This is a genomic window from Rhodococcus sp. SORGH_AS_0301 (assembly GCF_030818285.1).
Classification (GTDB): domain Bacteria; phylum Actinomycetota; class Actinomycetes; order Mycobacteriales; family Mycobacteriaceae; genus Rhodococcoides.
Genome location: NZ_JAUTAC010000002.1, coordinates 2,077,190 through 2,093,101 on the forward strand (window position 1 = coordinate 2,077,190; position 15,912 = coordinate 2,093,101).

The following is a 15,912-nucleotide window of genomic DNA, read 5'->3' on the forward strand; positions in this document are numbered from 1 at the left end:
CGAGATTCCTCGGCGTTAGTCGACCGTCCGAGAGGACCCCCGTGCCCCCCTCGAGTCCTCGACGGCCCGGACGAACGACGGCCACCGCCGCCCTCGTCCGCGCGCTCGTCGTCGTACTCCTCGGCCTCATCGCCGCAGCCACCTTCGGTGGAACGGCCCTGGCCCAGGAACCCACTCCGTCCCCCACTCCGAGCTCGAGCTCCCCACCCGCGAGCGGCTCCGAGTCCGACTCCGCTCCACCCGCCGACGCGGTGAACGTCAGCGGCAGCCTGAACAACGCCGGTGAACGCCTCGTCGGCGTCGACGTCGTGGCCCTCGACTCCGGAGAGTCCGAGGTGGCTCGCACCACGTCGGAAACCGGTGGGCGATGGACACTTCCGGTCTCACCCGGCAGTTACACGTTCCGCGTCGACCCCGAGACCCTGCCCGACGGTGTCTCCGTGCAGGGCGACGTCGAACGCACCGTGGAGGCAGGTCGCGCCAACACCGTCATCTTCAGTTTCGGTGAGGAACGCAGCGCCACGGTCGTCCCGTTCTACGAGAAGTTCCTGCGCACCACCATCGACGGGCTGCGCTTCGGACTGGTCATCGCGCTCGCCGCGATCGGTCTGAGCCTCATCTTCGGCACCACCGGGCTCACCAACTTCGCCCACGGCGAGTTGGTCACGCTCGGCGCCGTCGCGGCATGGGTCTTCAACCAGAAGCTCGGGATCCAGCTGATCCCGGCGACCGTCCTGGCGGTGATCGTCGGTGTGGCGGTCGGCTGGGCGAACAACGCCGGACTCTGGAGACCGCTGCGCAGACGCAAGACCGGCCTCATCGGCCAACTCGTCGTCTCGATCGGTCTCGCGATCGCCCTGCGGTACCTGATCCTCATCTTCTTCTCCGACCGCGCCGAGCCCTACAAGGACTATCAGGCGCAGGTGCAGCGTGAGTGGGGGCCGTTCGCCATCACCGACGTCAACCTCGCCTGCATCGTCATCAGCGTCGTGGTGCTCGTGCTCGTCGCGCTCATGCTGCAGAAGACCCGTATCGGCAAGGCCATGCGCGCCGTCGCCGACAACCGCGATCTCGCCGCGTCGTCCGGCATCAACGTCGAGCGCGTCGTGACCTTCGTCTGGTGCATGGGCGGCGGTCTCGCCGCTCTGGGCGGCGTGCTGTTCGGGCTCTCCGAGCTCGGCGGACGCGTCCAGTGGGAGATGGGCTTCAAGCTCCTCCTGCTCATGTTCGCCGGCATCACCCTCGGTGGCCTCGGTACGGCGTACGGCGCCCTGCTCGGCTGTGTCATCGTCGGTCTGCTGGTGCAGTGGTCGACGCTCGTGATCAACCCCGACCTCAAATACATCGGAGGATTGCTCGTCTTGATCGTCATCCTCATCGTCCGGCCGCAAGGCATCCTGGGCTCGCGGCAAAGGATCGGCTGACCATGGACATCATCGGAGCAATCCAGGTATCGCTGGCCCAGCTCGTCGGGCCCTCCGCGATCTTCTACGCACTTCTCGCCATCGGACTGAACCTGCACTTCGGCTACGCAGGACTGCTCAACTTCGGTCAGATCGGCTTCGCCCTGCTGGGCGGATACGGCGTCGGCATCATGACCATCACGTACGAACAGCCGCTGTGGCTCGGCATCCTCGTCGGACTCGCGGCAGCCGGTCTCCTCGCGCTCGTGCTCGGTATCCCCACCCTGCGACTGCGGGCGGACTATCTCGCCATCGTCACCATCGCGGCGTCGGAGATCCTGCGACTGGTCTTCCGGTCCACCGCGTCGAACGGTGTCACCGGATCGACCAACGGCCTCTTCGGTTTCGCCGATCCGTTCACCAACCTCAGCCCGTTCGACTCGGGCAAGCAGTACTCGTTCGTCGGCGTGAAGTTCTACGGCGACGACCTGTGGGCCATGGTGGTCGGATGGTCACTGGTGCTGATCCTGTGCGGACTCGTGTACCTGCTCACGCACAGCCCCTGGGGACGCGTCCTCAAGGCGGTGCGCGAGGACGAGGACGCCGCCCGCTCGCTGGGCAAGAACGTCTTCGTCTACAAGATGCAGGCCCTCGTCCTCGGTGGCGTCATCGGCGGTATGGGCGGCGTGTTCAACGCTCTGCAGACCAAGTCGATCAACCCCGACTTCTACTCGACGGCGCAGACCTTCTTCGCCTTCGGCGCACTGATCCTCGGCGGTGCGGCCACGGTCTTCGGTCCGGTCGTCGGAGCCATGCTCTTCTGGTTCTTCCTGTCGATCCCCGACGTGCTGCTGCGTCAGGCCGCCGCCGGCGACGACCCGCTCATTCCGATGACCGAACAGCAGGTCGGCGCCACACGATTCGTCCTCCTCGGCATCCTCATCGCGGTGCTGATGATCTTCCGCCCGCAGGGACTGCTGGGCAACAAGCGGGAGGTACAGCTCGATGCCAAGTAACACCATCGCGGCACGCAAGCCGCTCAGCGCCGAGGTGCGCGCGGCGTTGTTCGCCGACGTCGCGAACACCCCCGGCGTCGCCAAGCCCGACCCGACCATGGTGGTCGACGGCGTGTCCCGGACCTTCGGTGGCCTCAAGGCCGTCGACGTGGCACACCTCGAGATCCAGCGTGGCTGCATCACCGGTCTGATCGGCCCGAACGGCGCCGGCAAGACGACCTTGTTCAACCTGCTCACCGGGTTCGACCAGCCGGACACCGGGTCCTGGTCGATGGACGGCAAGTCGCTGGGCAGGATGACGCCGCACCAGGTGGCGCGCCACGGCGTGGTGCGCACGTTCCAGCTGACGAAGGCACTGTCGAAGCTGACCGTGCTGGACAACGTCCGGCTCGGTGCCACGGGACAGAAGGGTGAGCGGATCTTCAACACGCTCATGCCGTGGACGTGGAAGGCGCAGGAGCGGGAGGTGACCGAGCGTGCGCGGGAACTGCTCGCGCGATTCAAACTCGACGCGAAGTCCGAGGACCTCGCGGGATCCCTCTCCGGCGGACAGCGCAAGCTGCTCGAGATGGCGCGAGCGCTCATGACCGATCCCGCCGTCGTCATGCTCGACGAGCCCATGGCCGGCGTGAATCCCGCACTGACGCAGAGCCTTCTGGGCCACATCAAGTCGCTGCGCGACGACGGCATGACCGTCGTCTTCGTCGAGCACGACATGGACGTCATCCGCGACATCAGTGACTGGGTCGTGGTCATGGCTCAGGGCAGCGTCATCGCCGAGTCCGCGCCCGCGCAGTTGGCGGACAACGAGGCCGTCGTCGACGCGTACCTGGGAAGCCACCACGATCAGGCGCTCGAGTTCGACGCCGACGGAAATCCTGTGGGCGCCACGGCAGAACTGGCCGAGGCGCTCGAGCAGGCCGAGGTCGAGACACTCGAGTCGGGCGGAGATCTCTCCGCGGCCGAACCCGAGATCGGGACGGACAAGAGGACCACGACATGACCGAATCCGGAGCGACCACATCCGGGGGAACCGGGCTCACCGCAGCAGAATTCGCGGCGACACCGGACGAACACCGCCGCCTGGCCACCGACGCGCTCGTGCGTGCCGACGACCTGGTGGCCGGATACATCCCCGGCGTGAACATCCTGAAGGACTGCAACTTCTATCTGAACGACGGCGAGATCGTCGGCATCATCGGCCCCAACGGTGCCGGCAAGTCGACGTTGCTCAAGGCACTCTTCGGTCTCATCCCGATCCGCAGCGGATCCGTCACGCTGCGCGGCGACACCATCACCTCCGCCGAGGCACACGTGCTCGTGACGAAGGGCGTCGGTTACGTTCCGCAGACCCAGAACGTGTTTCCCTCGCTCACCATCGAGGAGAACCTCGAGATGGGGATCTACCTGCGGCCGAAGAAGTTCCAGGAACGGTTCGACTTCGTGAGCGAGCTTTTCCCGCTGCTGTCGGAGCGTCGCAAGATCAAGGCGGGCGCACTGTCCGGTGGCGAGCGGCAGATGGTCGCCATGGGCCGCGCGCTGATGATGGAACCGTCCGTGCTGCTGCTCGACGAGCCGTCGGCCGGACTGTCTCCGATGTTCCAGGACGAGGTCTTCATCCGCTGCAAGAAGATCAACGCGGCAGGCGTCTCCATCATCATGGTGGAGCAGAATGCTCGCCGGTGCCTCCAGATCTGTGACCGCGGCTACGTGCTGGATCAGGGCAAGAATGCGTACACCGACACCGGCACGAACCTGATGAACGACCCCAAGGTCATCGAGCTGTACCTCGGCACGTTGGCGGGGAGCAAAGAGAAGAAGTAGTACCCGCGCACACCGACAGGGGCGCTCCGAGTTCGCTCGGGGCGCCCTTCTCGCTGTCTGCGGCCCCTCACCCTCGGCGAGTACGTCCGAAGTGCCGTGCAACGAGCCGTATTCACAGCACTGTCGACGTACTCGCGGACGGGGAGCCCCGAGCACGACAGCAGAACGGGCCCGACTCCGGTGGAGTCGGGCCCGTTCCGGGTTACTGCAGATCAGCCGCCGACGACGATGTAGTCCTCGGTGGTGAGCTTGTTGTCCGGTCCGAAGACCAGCTTGCCGTACGAGCCGACGGACGGCTCACCGCCGTCGGTGAACGCGAGCTCACCGGTGACACCGTCGTAGTCGATGTCGGTTCCGGCCTTCACCAGCGGCAGGCACTCCTGGAACGTGGTGCACTTCGTTCCGTCCTTGGTGACGGAGTTGATGTTCGCCGCGATGTCGACACCCGCGGTGGACTTCGCCTGCTCCGCGGCCAGGGCGGAGATCACGACGGCGTCGTAGGACTCACCGGCGTAGTTGAAGTCGACCAGAGCCGGGTTGACGGCCTTGAGACGGTCCTGGAAACCGGCGCCCACGTCGGTGAGCGGCGTGGTGCCACGCATGGTGTCGAGCAGGCCGGGTCCGACCGACTCGCCGAGGGCGTTGCCCATGTTGCCGTCGACGCCGTAGACGGCGGTGCCGTCCGACGGTCCGATGCCGATCTCGTGCATACGGGTGATGATCTTCGCCGACTCCTCGAAGCCGATGATGGCGACGGCGTCCGGGTTGAAGTTCTTCACCTGGTCCACCTCGGCGTTGAACGACTGCGCGTTGGGGTCGTAGATGATCTTCTGGATCTGGTCGGACGCGATGCCGGCGTCCTCGAGGTTGGTGACAGTGTTGCTCGCCAGGCCCGTACCGTACGGGTCGTTGAGCGCGAGGATGGAGACGCGCTGGCCGCCGTCCTCGGCGATGAGCTGCGAGAGCGCCTGTGCCTGAAGCACATCGGTCGGTGCCGTGCGGAAGTACTGGCCCTTGTCCGCGTAGCAGACGAACTGGTCGGAGGTGTTGGCCGGCGAGATCTGCACGACGCCGGCGCTGGCGATCTTGTCGATGACCTTGAGGGACACCGAGGACGACGCTGCACCCAGGATGACACTGACGCCGGCCGCGAGCTCGCGGTCGACGGTGCTGTTCGCGGTGTCCGTGGTGGTGTCGCCCGAGTCGCCGGGGATGAGCTCCATCGGCTGGTCGAGAACGCCACCGGCGCCGTTGACGTCGTTGACTGCGAGCTGCACGCCGGCGACCTCGGGCGGGCCGAGGAAGGCGAGGCTACCGGTCTCGGGAAGCAGTGTGCCGAGCTTGAGCGGAGTGGTCACCGGCGTCGCGCCGGCAGTTGCCTGCTCGGGTGTGCAGTCGGTGTCCACGGTGGCCTCCGCAGCTGCGGAAGAGCCGCCGGCAGCGCTGGTTTCGCTGCCGGAACTCGAATCGTCGCTCGAGGAACAGCCGAACAGGGCGAGCGAAGCGACGCTCACCACCGCAGCCGTCCGAACGATGGTTCGTCTTGCCATCTGTCGTCTCCTAGAAATATGTGCGTCACGCACCCGATACCGTGACGCTCGTGAAGGAGAACCTATCGCTCCCCGACGGTTCGCGACCCGTGGAACAAGCCCTGTGACCTTACTGTGACGTCTACGCAGCCAGTTTTAACGCAGCCGTAGCCTGGCACAGTCTTCGAGGCCGGATCACGGCACTCGGTGTCACGCGACGGGGGCGTCTCCGAGCGTCTCGATGACGACGGAGGCGACCGCTTTCATGGTGGTGCGTCGGTCCATCGCGGCCCGCTGGATCCACGTGAAGGCCTCCGGCTCGGAGAGCGACTGGGACGTCATCAGCAGACCCTTGGCGCGCTCGATGAGTTTGCGCGTGTCGAGGCGGTCGTGGAGATCCGCGATCTCGGTCTCCAGCGCGGAGATCTCGGTGAACCGGCTGGCGGCCAGTTCCACGGCGGGCACCAGGTCCGCCTTCGTGAAGGGCTTCACCAGATACGCCATGGCGCCGGCGTCGCGGGCCCTCTCGACGAGTTCGCGCTGGCTGAAGGCCGTCAGGATCACGACCGGAGCCAACCGAGCCGCGGCGATCTCGGAGGCCGCGTCGATACCGTCTCGACGCGGCATCTTCACGTCCATGATCACCAGATCCGGAACCAGGGCGCGGACGAGGTCCACCGCTTCCTGACCGTCCGCGGCCTCGCCGACGACGTCGTACCCCTCCTCGCGCAACATCTCCACGAGGTCCAGCCGAATGAGTGACTCGTCCTCCGCGACCACCACACGACGTGGCTGTGACGGTGCCGGTGTGTTCACGCTGACTCGCCCTCCCTCGATGCACTGCTCCCCCGCGGCGGCGCCGTTCTCGACGCTGCGCCCGGGCCGTCGTCAGGGTACCGGTGCACCGCATCCGGCACCGATCTTCTACACTCGGTGACCGCACCAGCTCGCCCCGCGAGCGGTTCGCCCTCGTATCCCAATTGGCAGAGGAAACGGATTCAAAACCCGTGCAGTGTGAGTTCGAGTCTCACCGAGGGCACCAGTACATCTCCCCCGCAGCCGCTCAGGCCATCGATCGAACGTCCAGCGAGAGCGCGAATCCCGGATCGGCCGCCCCCGTCGTCAGGCGCAGCACGTGGCGCCCCACCCGTCGGCATGCGAAGGAGATCGGGAACGCCACAGCCTGCTGCTCCCCCTCGAGGTGACCGGCGACGGGCAGTTCGAACACGTGCAGAGGCTCGTCCTCGCCGTCCGTGATCTCCACCCGTACCCGCTCACCCGACACGTCGTCGGGGCCACGCTGCAGCAGGACCACCAGGTAGGCCTCGACGGGCTGCGCGAGGGACGGGACCACACACCAGTCCCAGATGCCGCCGAGCACGTCGAGCTTCTGGTCCGACTGGCGCGCGTAGTCGGCGAAGAAGGCACTCGTGACGATCATCGGACGACCCCGGCGGTGGGCACCGTGATCTGATGGGACGACAGAACCGCCGCATCATCGAAAGGCTCCGTCGTGTCCGTTCTGCTCTCCGCCGCCGTCGTCGCGGCGGGTGTCGGTTCCGCTGCGGTGGCCGGCGTCCTGCTGGCCTTCTCCATCGCCGTGATGCCGGCGCTGGGCGTACAGCCCGCGTCCGCCGCCACGGCGGTGATGACGCGCGTGAACGTGGTCATCGTCGCTCCCGTCTTCATGGTCCTGCTGTTCGGTACCGCGGCGGCATCGGTCCTCGCCGCCGTCACCGCGTTCCTCGAGCCTGGCACACCCGCCGTTCTCGTCGCAGCGGCGGCGGCGCTCTACGTCGCGGGCTGCCTCGGCGTGACCGTCGCCGTCAACGTGCCGCTCAACGATCGGCTCGCTGCCGCGGAGGACGTGTGGCCCGAGTACCTCACTCGGTGGACCCGGTGGAACCACGTCCGCGTGGTCGCAGGACTGGGTGCGTCGGTGCTGTTCGTCGTCGCCGGTGTCGCAGCATGACGGTGGTGCACGGCTTCGCCCCGCTCGTCGGCGACTCGCCGCACACGCTGGTGCTCGGTTCCATGCCGGGGGTCGCGTCGCTGACGGCCGAGCAGTACTACGCCCATCCGCGGAATGCGTTCTGGCCCATCATGACTCACATCTTCCACCTACCCGGGGATGTCGGTTACGCGGAGCGCGTGCGCGCACTCACGGCCGCGGGCGTCGCGGTGTGGGACGTTCTCGAACTGTGCACTCGCGAGGGCAGTCTCGACTCGGCCATCGAGAGCGACACGGTGGTGCCGAACGACATCGACGCGCTGCTCACGGCCCACCCCACCCTGGACCGCATCGTGTTCAACGGCGCCGCGGCGGCGCGGCTGTTCGCTCGCCACGTGGCGCTGTCCCGGCCCGTCGAGACGTTCCGTCTGCCGTCCACCAGCCCTGCCCATGCCGCCCTGAGCGCGGCGGCGAAGGTCGACGCCTGGCGCATCGTCGCGAGGGAAGACCGGTGACCGCGACGGCCTCGAGTCTGCGCTTCGCGCTCCTCGTCACCGCTGCGAGCGGGTTCCTCGATGCCTACACCTACGTCAGCCGAGGCGGCGTCTTCGCCAACGCGCAGACGGGCAACGTGATCTTCCTGGCGATCGAGGTGTCGCGGACGCACTGGCGGGACGCGGCCCAACACCTGTGGCCGATCCTCGCGTTCGTGGTCGGTGTCTCGATCGCCAACGTCATCAAGACGGGACGCGCCGAACGCCGAGTGCACCGGCCGATCCGGTGGTCCATCGCGGCGCAGGCAGCCATCCTCGCCGTGGTGGGCTTCGTACCCGCCACGGTGCCGAATGCGCTGGTCACCGTGCCGATCTCGTTCATCGCCGCGCTGCAGATCGCCCTGTTCCGGAACATCGGCGATCTCAACTACATCGCGATCGCGATGACCGGAAATCTGATGCGCGTGACCGAGGCCGGCTTCGCTGCGATCGTCGACCGCGACTCCGCCGGCCGACGGGCGTTCGGTGTCTACAGCGCCGTGATCGCCGTGTTCATCCTCGGCGCACTGGCCGGCGCCGCCGCGACCGGGTCCGTCGGCGTCCGCGCCGCGTGGATACCGGCCGCGGTGTTGGCGGCGACGCTCGCGATCTTCGTCATCGACGAGCGCACGCCCTGAACACCCCGGTCAGTCGTGGCTCACCGGTGACCCCGATGCGACCATGCCCCGCGCCAACTCGAGTCGACGTCGGACGGCCGTGATCAACTCGTCGTCCGTCAGCGCGGCGGCGCTGGCGGCCAACTCGATCGACGCGTCGACTTCTCGAGGCTCGAGGTAGCGCGCGACGACGAGCGCCTCCACCGGATTCCGACCGAAGTGCCGTGCGACCGCGATCACGCGATCCGCACTCGGCGTGTTCTTCCCCAGTTTCCATCTCGAGACCGACGCGGGGTCCACCCCTGCAGCCCGCGCGATCTCCACTTGTGATGCTCTGTCTGTGACGCGGTTCAGATACTCCCACCACGTCTCCCCCACCCCGGACGTCTGATCCATGGCGCGAACACTACTGACACGGACGCAAGTTCACGCGCAGTGTGTCGATTGCCCGCCCGCCAGTGCATGTGTACCTTTCGTCTCGTGCGCGCAACGAGCGCGACACGATCGATCACCGGGGGGAATCGATGGCGAATCTCGAGCTGGACCGCGACGGGCTGGAACGACTACGGCGCTTCGCTCACATCACGACCGACGGGCAACTGGCCGAACGCATCGGGGTCGACCCGGCCACGGTCTCCCGCATTCTCAGCGGGAAGTGCGCGCCCGGAACGAAATTCATCGCCGGCCTGCTCTCGGAGTTCGGGACCGACCGCTTCGACGACGTCTTCGTGGTGACCGACGACCGCGTCATCGTGCCGGGAAATGGCGGATGAGCCCTTCCTGCACCACGGTCGCCACCAATTCTCCTCCGCGCGAGAAGAATCGGCCGGTGGCCAGTCCGCGGGACCCCGCGGCGACCGGCGACTCGGTGGCGTAGAGCATCCACTCGTCGAAGCGGAACGGACGGTGGAACCAGATGGAATGGTTCACCGTCGCGGCCACGATACGGTCGAAACCCCAGGACAGGCCGTGTGTGGTGATGATCGAGTCGAGCACCGTCGTGTCCGACGCGTATCCCATCGTGGCGACGTGCAGAGCGGGATCGTCGGGCAACGGTCCGTCGGACTTCATCCATACCCTGTTGTGGTTCGACCGTTCTCCGGTGCCCTTCATGATCCAGGCCGGATCATTGGCGTACCGCATGTCGATCGGCTTCAGCGCGTCCACGAACATCTTCAGACGGTCCTCGTACCCGTCGAAGTGGTTGCCCAGCGGCGGCAGCGATTCCGGGTACTCCACCTCGGGCCACTCGACGCTGTGCTCGAGGCCGCCGCGCGAGTCCTGGTAGGCGGCGAGCATGACGAACAGCTCCTCGTCACCCTGGTAAGCCGTCACCTGACGGTTGGCGAAGGCGCGGCCGTCACGATGACGTTCCACGCGGAAAGTGATGTCTCGCTTGACATCTCCGCCGCGAATGAAGTGTGCGTTGATGGCGTGGATCGGCCTCGCCCCGCTGACGGTGCGGCCGGCCGCGACCAGCGCCTGGGCGACCAGCTGTCCGCCGAACGTTCTGCTCCCGACCTCTGCCGGGTGCCGGCCGACGTAGGTGTTCTCGTCGACCTCCGTGAGGTCGAGGATGTCCAGCAACACGTCGAGGTCGCGTGAGCGCCCCGCCGTGGCGAACGGCGCGTCCCCCCGACGCGCCGATTCCGGTCTGTCGACCGTTCCCCCCAGTTCGGTCACTTACCGGTCCTCTTCTCCGATTCGGTGCACGTGGATCAAGTTGGTGGAGCCTACAGTGCCGGGAGGCGCACCGGCGACGATCACGACCTGGTCGCCGCGGTGATAACGGTCGAGCTCGAGCAACGACTTGTCGACCTCACGCACCATGCCGTCGGTGGTGTCGACGAACGGCACCAGGAACGTCTCGGTGCCCCAGGTCAGAGCGAGCTGACTGCGCACCTCGGGGATGGACGTGAAGGCCAGCAGCGGCAGCCGCGAATGCAGACGCGCCATGCGCCGCACGGTGTCACCGGACTGCGTGAAGGCGACGAGAGCGCGTGCGTCGAGCCGCTCTCCGATGTCGCGAGCCGCGTAGGAGATGACGCCGCGCTTGGTGCGCGGAGTGTGGGTGAGCGCCGGAACCGCGTCGCCCTCCATCTCGACGGTCTCCACGATGCGTGCCATCGTGCGCACCGTCTCCATGACGAACTTGCCGACGGAGGTCTCGCCGGACAGCATGACGGCGTCGGTGCCGTCGAGCACCGCGTTCGCGACGTCGGACGCCTCCGCGCGGGTGGGACGCGAGTTCTCGATCATCGACTCGAGCATCTGCGTGGCGACGATGACAGGCTTGGCGTTGGCGCGCGCGATCTGGATGGCGCGCTTCTGCACCAGCGGCACCTGCTCGAGCGGGAGCTCGACACCGAGGTCACCACGCGCGACCATCACCGCGTCGAACGCGAGGACGATGGCCTCGAGGTTGTCGACCGCTTCCGGCTTCTCGATCTTGGCGATGACGGGGACCCGGCGGCCCACCCGGTCCATGATCGCGTGCACCAGCTCGACGTCGGCCGGCGACCGCACGAACGACAGTGCGATGAAGTCGACTCCCAGGGCCAGAGCGAACTCGAGATCCTCGGTGTCCTTGTCCGACATGGCGGGAACCGACACGTCCATGCCGGGGAGGGACACGCCCTTGTTGTTGCTGACGGGGCCGCCCTCGGTCACGCGGCAGAGGACGTCGTTGCCCTCGACACCGGTGACGACCAGACCGACCTTGCCGTCGTCGACGAGGAGGCGATCGCCTTCCTTGGCGTCCTGCGCGAGTTCCTTGTAGGTCGTGGAGACCCGATCGTGGGTGCCCTCGCACTCCTCGACCGTGATGCGGATCAGCTCACCGTTGGCCCAGGTGGTCTTGCCCTCCTTGAACCGGCCGAGCCGGATCTTCGGACCCTGCAGGTCGGCGAGGATGCCCACGGCCTTCCCGGTGGCGTTCGACGCCGCACGCACCCGCTTGTAGTTCGCCTCGTGGTCGGGGTAGTCGCCGTGGCTGAAATTCAGCCGAGCCACATCCATTCCGCTCTCGACGAGTTCCTTGATTCTCTCGTCGGTGGCAGTCGCCGGTCCCAGGGTGCATACGATCTTCGTCCGTCGGGTCACGGGCGCAAGCCTAGTCCCCGCCGGACCCGATTCCTATCGACGACGCCGCTCTATGTCCTGACAATTGGGCTACTGGCCAGTAGTTAACCGGGAGGTCGTTCAGGGTTTGAGAAGTCGGCCGTTCCCGTCGCGGACCTTGCTCACGAGCATCACGATGCCGTCGGCGAGGCACCACAGCCAGACGGCCGCGTAGAGCGGGATACCGATCAACGCGCCGATGATCGTCACGGTCAGCAGGACGCTCACGATGAACGACACGAGCTGCGCGACGCCGAGCACCGTCGAGCCGATGTAGAACCGGCCGATGCCGAGCGGCAGACCGAAGAGCAGCGGGGCCAACTGGAGAACGCCTGCCGTCACCTTCGACTTGTCGCCGAACGGTTCACCCGTCCCCATGTCTCGACCGAACGGCGCCATCGGATCGACGCCGTGGCCGCCCGCGAACGGTGGCTGCCCGTACTGCGGCTGCTGACCGTACTGGGGCTGCCCGTACTGCGGCTGGGCGTACTGCGGCTGGGCGTACTGGGGCTGACCGTACTGGGGCTGGGCGTACGGGGTGTCCGCGGCCGGCCGTGCGGACCAGTCCGTCGACTCGGGCTCACGATTCCAGGAGCCGTACTCGCCGACCGGGTAGCCGAAGGCAGCCGTGTCACCGGCCGACGGTTCGGGGTACGTCCCGGGCGACGGGTAGGACGGGTAGGCGCCGGAACCCGGACCCTCGCCGAAACTGGCGTTGGTGTTCCACCCCGGACCGGGAGTGCTCCCGGTGACGTCGTCGGACCCCACGGGGTCCGAGCCGGTCGACTTCTTCGTCAGGTCAGGCTTGTCCGGATCGGTCACGTCCCTCGTCCTCACTCGTCGTCGGGGTGGTCACCTCGTCGGTGGATCGGTCCTCGTCCTTCGCCGGAGCATCGGCGTCCGCCTCGTCCGTCACCTCGCCGTCAGGCTCGACCTCGTCGGTCCGGGTGCGCAGCGTGGCCGGTTCCTCACGACCCTTGGGCGCGAGGACGACGTACGCCAGCGCGAGCAGGAAGACGATGCCGGAGGTGAACGAGTTGACGCGGATGCCGCCGATCAGCGTCGCGAAGTCGCTGCGCATCAGCTCGATGACGAAGCGTCCGGCGCAGTAGCCCGCGACGTACAGGGCGAAGATGCGGCCGTGTCCGAGGCGGAAGCGACGGTCGACCAGCACCAGGAGCACGACGACAACGACGTTCCACAACAGTTCGTACAGGAACGTCGGATGCACGACCCGCTCGACGATTCCGGTGGAGACGCCGGCGAGGGAGTCGACCCGACCGTTGGCGTCGACGCGTTCGTAGATCTCGAGGCCCCACGGCAGGGTGGTGTCGCGTCCGTAGAGCTCCTGGTTGAAGTAGTTGCCGATGCGGCCGATGGCCTGCGCGAGGAGGATGCCCGGCGCGACGGCGTCGCCGAAGGCCGGGAGCGGTATCCCGCGTCGCCTGCAGGCGATCCACGCGCCGACACCACCCAGGAAGACGGCGCCCCAGATGCCGAGACCGCCCTGCCAGATCTTGAGGGCGTCGATCGGATTGCCACCCTCGCCGAAGTACGTCGGCGCGTCGGTGATGACGTGGTAGAGCCGACCGCCGATGAGACCGAACGGCACGGCCCACACGGCGACGTCGAGGACGGTCCCCTTGTCGCCGCCGCGGGCGACCCAGCGGCGGTCACCCCACACGATCGCGACGACGATGCCGACGATGATGAAGAAGGCGTACGCCCGCAGTGCGAGCGGCCCGACGTACCAGACGCCCTGCGGCGGACTGGGGATGTAGGCGAGCACGGCGGTGTTCGCCGCGAGCATCACGACGCGGCCTTCGCCGACCGCACGCCCTCGGCGAGTTCTGCGGTGAGCGCGGAAACGGCGCCGACACCCTGGTCGACGGCGGAGACGAGCGCGGATCCGACGATGACGGCGTCGGCGTACGCGGCGATCTCCGCGGCCTGGGCACCGGAACGCACCCCGAGGCCGATGCCGATGGGGATGTCGGAGTGCACGCGGATGCGGGACACCAGTGCGGGCGCGGCAGAGGACACCGCATCGCGGGCACCCGTCACGCCCATGGTCGACGCGGCGTAGACGAAACCGCTGCTCGACTGCACGGTGCGCGAGAGACGCTCCTCCGTCGACGACGGTGCGACGAGGAAGATGCGATCGAGCCCGTGCTCCTCGGAGGCGCCGAGCCAGTCGCCGGCCTCGTCGGGGATCAGGTCCGGCGTGATCATGCCGAGGCCGCCCGCCGACGCGAGATTCGCGGCGAACTCGGTCACGCCGTACTTCATGACCGGGTTCCAGTACGTCATGACGACGGCCTTGCCACCGGCGTCGGCGATGGCCTCGACCACGGTGAAGACGTCGCGGACGCGGGCGCCGTTGGCCAGGGCGCGCCCTGCGGCGGCCGCGATGGTGGGGCCGTCCATGACGGGATCGGAGTACGGGACGCCGACCTCGATGATGTCGCAGCCGCTGTCGACGAGCGCGCGCACGGCGTCGATCGACTCGGGCACCGTCGGGAACCCGGCGGGCAGGTAGCCGACGAGGGCCGCGCGGTGCTCACCGCGGGTGTGGTCGAAGACCGGGCCCAACCGCGACGGACCGGAGTGCACCGGGATGGGGGTGGGGGTGCTCACGTCACGTTGCCCTTCTCGTCCAGGATGCCGAACCACTTCGCGGCGGTGTCGACGTCCTTGTCTCCGCGACCGGAGAGGTTGACCAGGATCATGGCGCCGTCACCGAGTTCACGGCCGAGCTTCACGGCACCCGCGATGGCGTGCGCGGACTCGATCGCCGGGATGATGCCCTCGGTCTTGCACAGCAGAGTGAAGGCCTCCATGGCCTCCGTGTCGGTGATGGGTCGGTACTCGGCTCGCCCGATGTCGTTGAGGTACGAGTGCTCCGGTCCGACGCCCGGGTAGTCGAGCCCGGCGGAGATGGAGTGCGAGTCGATGGTCTGACCGTCCTCGTCCTGCAGCAGGTACGAGAAGGCGCCGTGGAGGGCGCCGGGCGAGCCCGCACCGATGGTCGCGGCGTGGCGACCCGTCTCGATGCCGTCGCCGGCTGCCTCGTACCCGATCAGCCGGACGTCCGCGTCGTCGATGAAGGCGTGGAAGATGCCGATGGCGTTCGACCCGCCGCCGACGCACGCGGCGATGGCGTCGGGAAGCCGGCCGTGATCGTGCAGCATCTGCGCGCGTGCCTCCATGCCGATGATGCGCTGGAAATCGCGGACCATCATGGGGAACGGGTGCGGTCCGGCGACGGTGCCGAAGCAGTAGTAGGTCTCGTCCGCGTTGGTCACCCAGTCGCGCAGCGCCTCGTTGATGGCGTCCTTGAGTGTGCGCGAGCCGGACGTCACCGCGACGACGTCGGAACCGAGGAGCTTCATCCGGGCGACGTTGAGGGCCTGACGCTCGGTGTCCACCTCGCCCATGTAGACGAGGCACTCGAGGCCGAGCAGCGCACAGGCCGTGGCCGTGGCGACGCCGTGCTGGCCGGCGCCGGTCTCGGCGATGACGCGGGTCTTGCCCATCCGCTTGGCGAGCAGCACCTGGCCCAGCACATTGTTGATCTTGTGCGAACCGGTGTGGTTGAGGTCCTCGCGCTTGAGGAAGATGCGGGCCCCACCGGCCTGCTTCGACAGATTCGCCGCCTCGAAGATCGGCGACGGGCGACCGGTGTAGTCGCGCTGCAGACGATCGAGCTCGTCGAGGAAGTCTCGATCTCCGCGCGCCTTGGCGTACTCGGTGGTGACTTCCTCGATGACGCCCATGAGCGCCTCGGGCACGTAGCGGCCGCCGTACTTACCGAAGTGTCCGCCGAGGTCGGGGTCGTGATCGGTGCGATCGGTGATGCCGTCGCTCGAGTTCGGAAGATAGCTGGTAGTCACGGTGTCGAGTCTGCCCGATGACACAC

The 15,912-nt window shown here is 67.4% G+C and carries 18 protein-coding genes and 1 tRNA gene; 9 read left to right on the top strand and 10 right to left on the bottom strand.

The window, feature by feature from the left end:
• The first annotated feature begins 41 nt into the window (after positions 1–41).
• The 4 genes from QE397_RS10325 to QE397_RS10340 are packed head-to-tail and all read left to right on the top strand — an operon-like array spanning position 42 to position 4,243.
• The gene (locus tag QE397_RS10325; RefSeq protein ID WP_027506768.1) at positions 42–1,424 is read left to right on the top strand and encodes a branched-chain amino acid ABC transporter permease; all 1,383 of its coding nucleotides are present in this window, start codon (positions 42–44) and stop codon (positions 1,422–1,424) included.
• A 2-nt stretch (positions 1,425–1,426) separates the two neighbouring features.
• The gene (locus QE397_RS10330; RefSeq protein WP_027506769.1) at positions 1,427–2,419 is read left to right on the top strand and encodes a branched-chain amino acid ABC transporter permease; all 993 of its coding nucleotides are present in this window, start codon (positions 1,427–1,429) and stop codon (positions 2,417–2,419) included.
• Entirely contained in the window at positions 2,409–3,422 is a 1,014-nt protein-coding gene (locus tag QE397_RS10335; protein ID WP_027506770.1) for an ABC transporter ATP-binding protein, read from the top strand. The genes QE397_RS10330 and QE397_RS10335 overlap by 11 nt, the downstream gene beginning before the upstream one ends.
• Entirely contained in the window at positions 3,419–4,243 is an 825-nt protein-coding gene (locus QE397_RS10340; protein WP_027506771.1) for an ABC transporter ATP-binding protein, read from the top strand. Before QE397_RS10335 ends, QE397_RS10340 begins: the two co-directional genes overlap by 4 nt.
• A 212-nt stretch (positions 4,244–4,455) precedes the next feature.
• Here QE397_RS10340 and QE397_RS10345 read toward each other — a convergent pair whose 3' ends face one another.
• Positions 4,456–5,793 carry an ABC transporter substrate-binding protein gene (locus QE397_RS10345; protein ID WP_027506772.1) on the bottom strand — a complete coding sequence of 446 codons (1,338 nt, stop codon included), beginning with the start codon at positions 5,791–5,793 and terminating at the stop codon, positions 4,456–4,458.
• Positions 5,794–5,982: 189 nt separating this feature from the next.
• Positions 5,983–6,588 (bottom strand): ANTAR domain-containing response regulator, encoded by a 606-nt coding sequence (locus QE397_RS10350; RefSeq protein WP_027506773.1) that lies wholly within the window; start codon positions 6,586–6,588, stop codon positions 5,983–5,985.
• Positions 6,589–6,737: 149 nt separating this feature from the next.
• Between QE397_RS10350 and QE397_RS10355 the strand changes: the two genes are divergently transcribed.
• Positions 6,738–6,814, top strand: a tRNA-Leu gene (locus QE397_RS10355).
• Between the two features lie 21 nt (positions 6,815–6,835).
• Here QE397_RS10355 and QE397_RS10360 read toward each other — a convergent pair.
• A complete protein-coding gene (locus QE397_RS10360) occupies positions 6,836–7,213 on the bottom strand; it encodes a hypothetical protein (protein WP_056447944.1) in 378 nt (125 codons plus the stop codon).
• 72 nt (positions 7,214–7,285) lie between these two features.
• Between QE397_RS10360 and QE397_RS10365 the strand changes: the two genes are divergently transcribed.
• Genes QE397_RS10365 through QE397_RS10375 form a run of 3 tightly spaced genes read left to right on the top strand, consistent with a single transcriptional unit; the run spans position 7,286 to position 8,894 of the window.
• Entirely contained in the window at positions 7,286–7,744 is a 459-nt protein-coding gene (locus QE397_RS10365) for an anthrone oxygenase family protein (RefSeq protein ID WP_037186651.1), read from the top strand.
• Positions 7,741–8,238 carry a DNA-deoxyinosine glycosylase gene (locus QE397_RS10370; RefSeq protein ID WP_307093196.1) on the top strand — a complete coding sequence of 166 codons (498 nt, stop codon included), beginning with the start codon at positions 7,741–7,743 and terminating at the stop codon, positions 8,236–8,238. The genes QE397_RS10365 and QE397_RS10370 overlap by 4 nt, the downstream gene beginning before the upstream one ends.
• Positions 8,235–8,894 (top strand): YoaK family protein, encoded by a 660-nt coding sequence (locus tag QE397_RS10375; protein WP_307093198.1) that lies wholly within the window; start codon positions 8,235–8,237, stop codon positions 8,892–8,894. The genes QE397_RS10370 and QE397_RS10375 overlap by 4 nt, the downstream gene beginning before the upstream one ends.
• Positions 8,895–8,903: 9 nt before the next feature.
• On the opposite strand, the gene QE397_RS10380 is transcribed toward QE397_RS10375, so the two are convergent.
• The gene (locus tag QE397_RS10380; protein WP_082544652.1) at positions 8,904–9,269 is read right to left on the bottom strand and encodes a helix-turn-helix transcriptional regulator; all 366 of its coding nucleotides are present in this window, start codon (positions 9,267–9,269) and stop codon (positions 8,904–8,906) included.
• A gap of 128 nt (positions 9,270–9,397) precedes the next feature.
• Here QE397_RS10380 and QE397_RS10385 point away from each other — a divergent pair, with 128 nt between their 5' ends.
• Positions 9,398–9,646: a helix-turn-helix transcriptional regulator gene (locus QE397_RS10385; RefSeq protein WP_027506778.1), complete on the top strand. Its 249-nt coding sequence runs from the start codon at positions 9,398–9,400 to the stop codon at positions 9,644–9,646.
• On the opposite strand, the gene QE397_RS10390 is transcribed toward QE397_RS10385, so the two are convergent.
• The 6 genes from QE397_RS10390 to trpB all read right to left on the bottom strand — a co-directional run bounded on the left by QE397_RS10390 (position 9,621) and on the right by trpB (position 15,886).
• Complete coding sequence (locus QE397_RS10390; RefSeq protein WP_307097483.1) at positions 9,621–10,463, bottom strand: acyl-CoA thioesterase II; 843 nt, start codon at positions 10,461–10,463, stop codon at positions 9,621–9,623. The genes QE397_RS10385 and QE397_RS10390 overlap by 26 nt on opposite strands.
• Positions 10,464–10,556: 93 nt before the next feature.
• Entirely contained in the window at positions 10,557–11,975 is a 1,419-nt protein-coding gene (gene pyk / locus QE397_RS10395; protein ID WP_027506780.1) for a pyruvate kinase, read from the bottom strand.
• Positions 11,976–12,074: 99 nt separating this feature from the next.
• On the bottom strand, positions 12,075–12,815 hold the full coding sequence (locus QE397_RS10400) for a TM2 domain-containing protein (RefSeq protein WP_307093200.1): 741 nt from the start codon (positions 12,813–12,815) through the stop codon (positions 12,075–12,077).
• Complete coding sequence (gene lgt, locus QE397_RS10405) at positions 12,793–13,803, bottom strand: prolipoprotein diacylglyceryl transferase (protein WP_056448086.1); 1,011 nt, start codon at positions 13,801–13,803, stop codon at positions 12,793–12,795. Before lgt ends, QE397_RS10400 begins: the two co-directional genes overlap by 23 nt.
• Entirely contained in the window at positions 13,803–14,606 is an 804-nt protein-coding gene (trpA, locus tag QE397_RS10410) for a tryptophan synthase subunit alpha (protein WP_056448083.1), read from the bottom strand. Before trpA ends, lgt begins: the two co-directional genes overlap by 1 nt.
• A 20-nt stretch (positions 14,607–14,626) precedes the next feature.
• Complete coding sequence (gene trpB / locus QE397_RS10415; RefSeq protein ID WP_027506783.1) at positions 14,627–15,886, bottom strand: tryptophan synthase subunit beta; 1,260 nt, start codon at positions 15,884–15,886, stop codon at positions 14,627–14,629.
• Positions 15,887–15,912 lie beyond the last annotated feature (26 nt).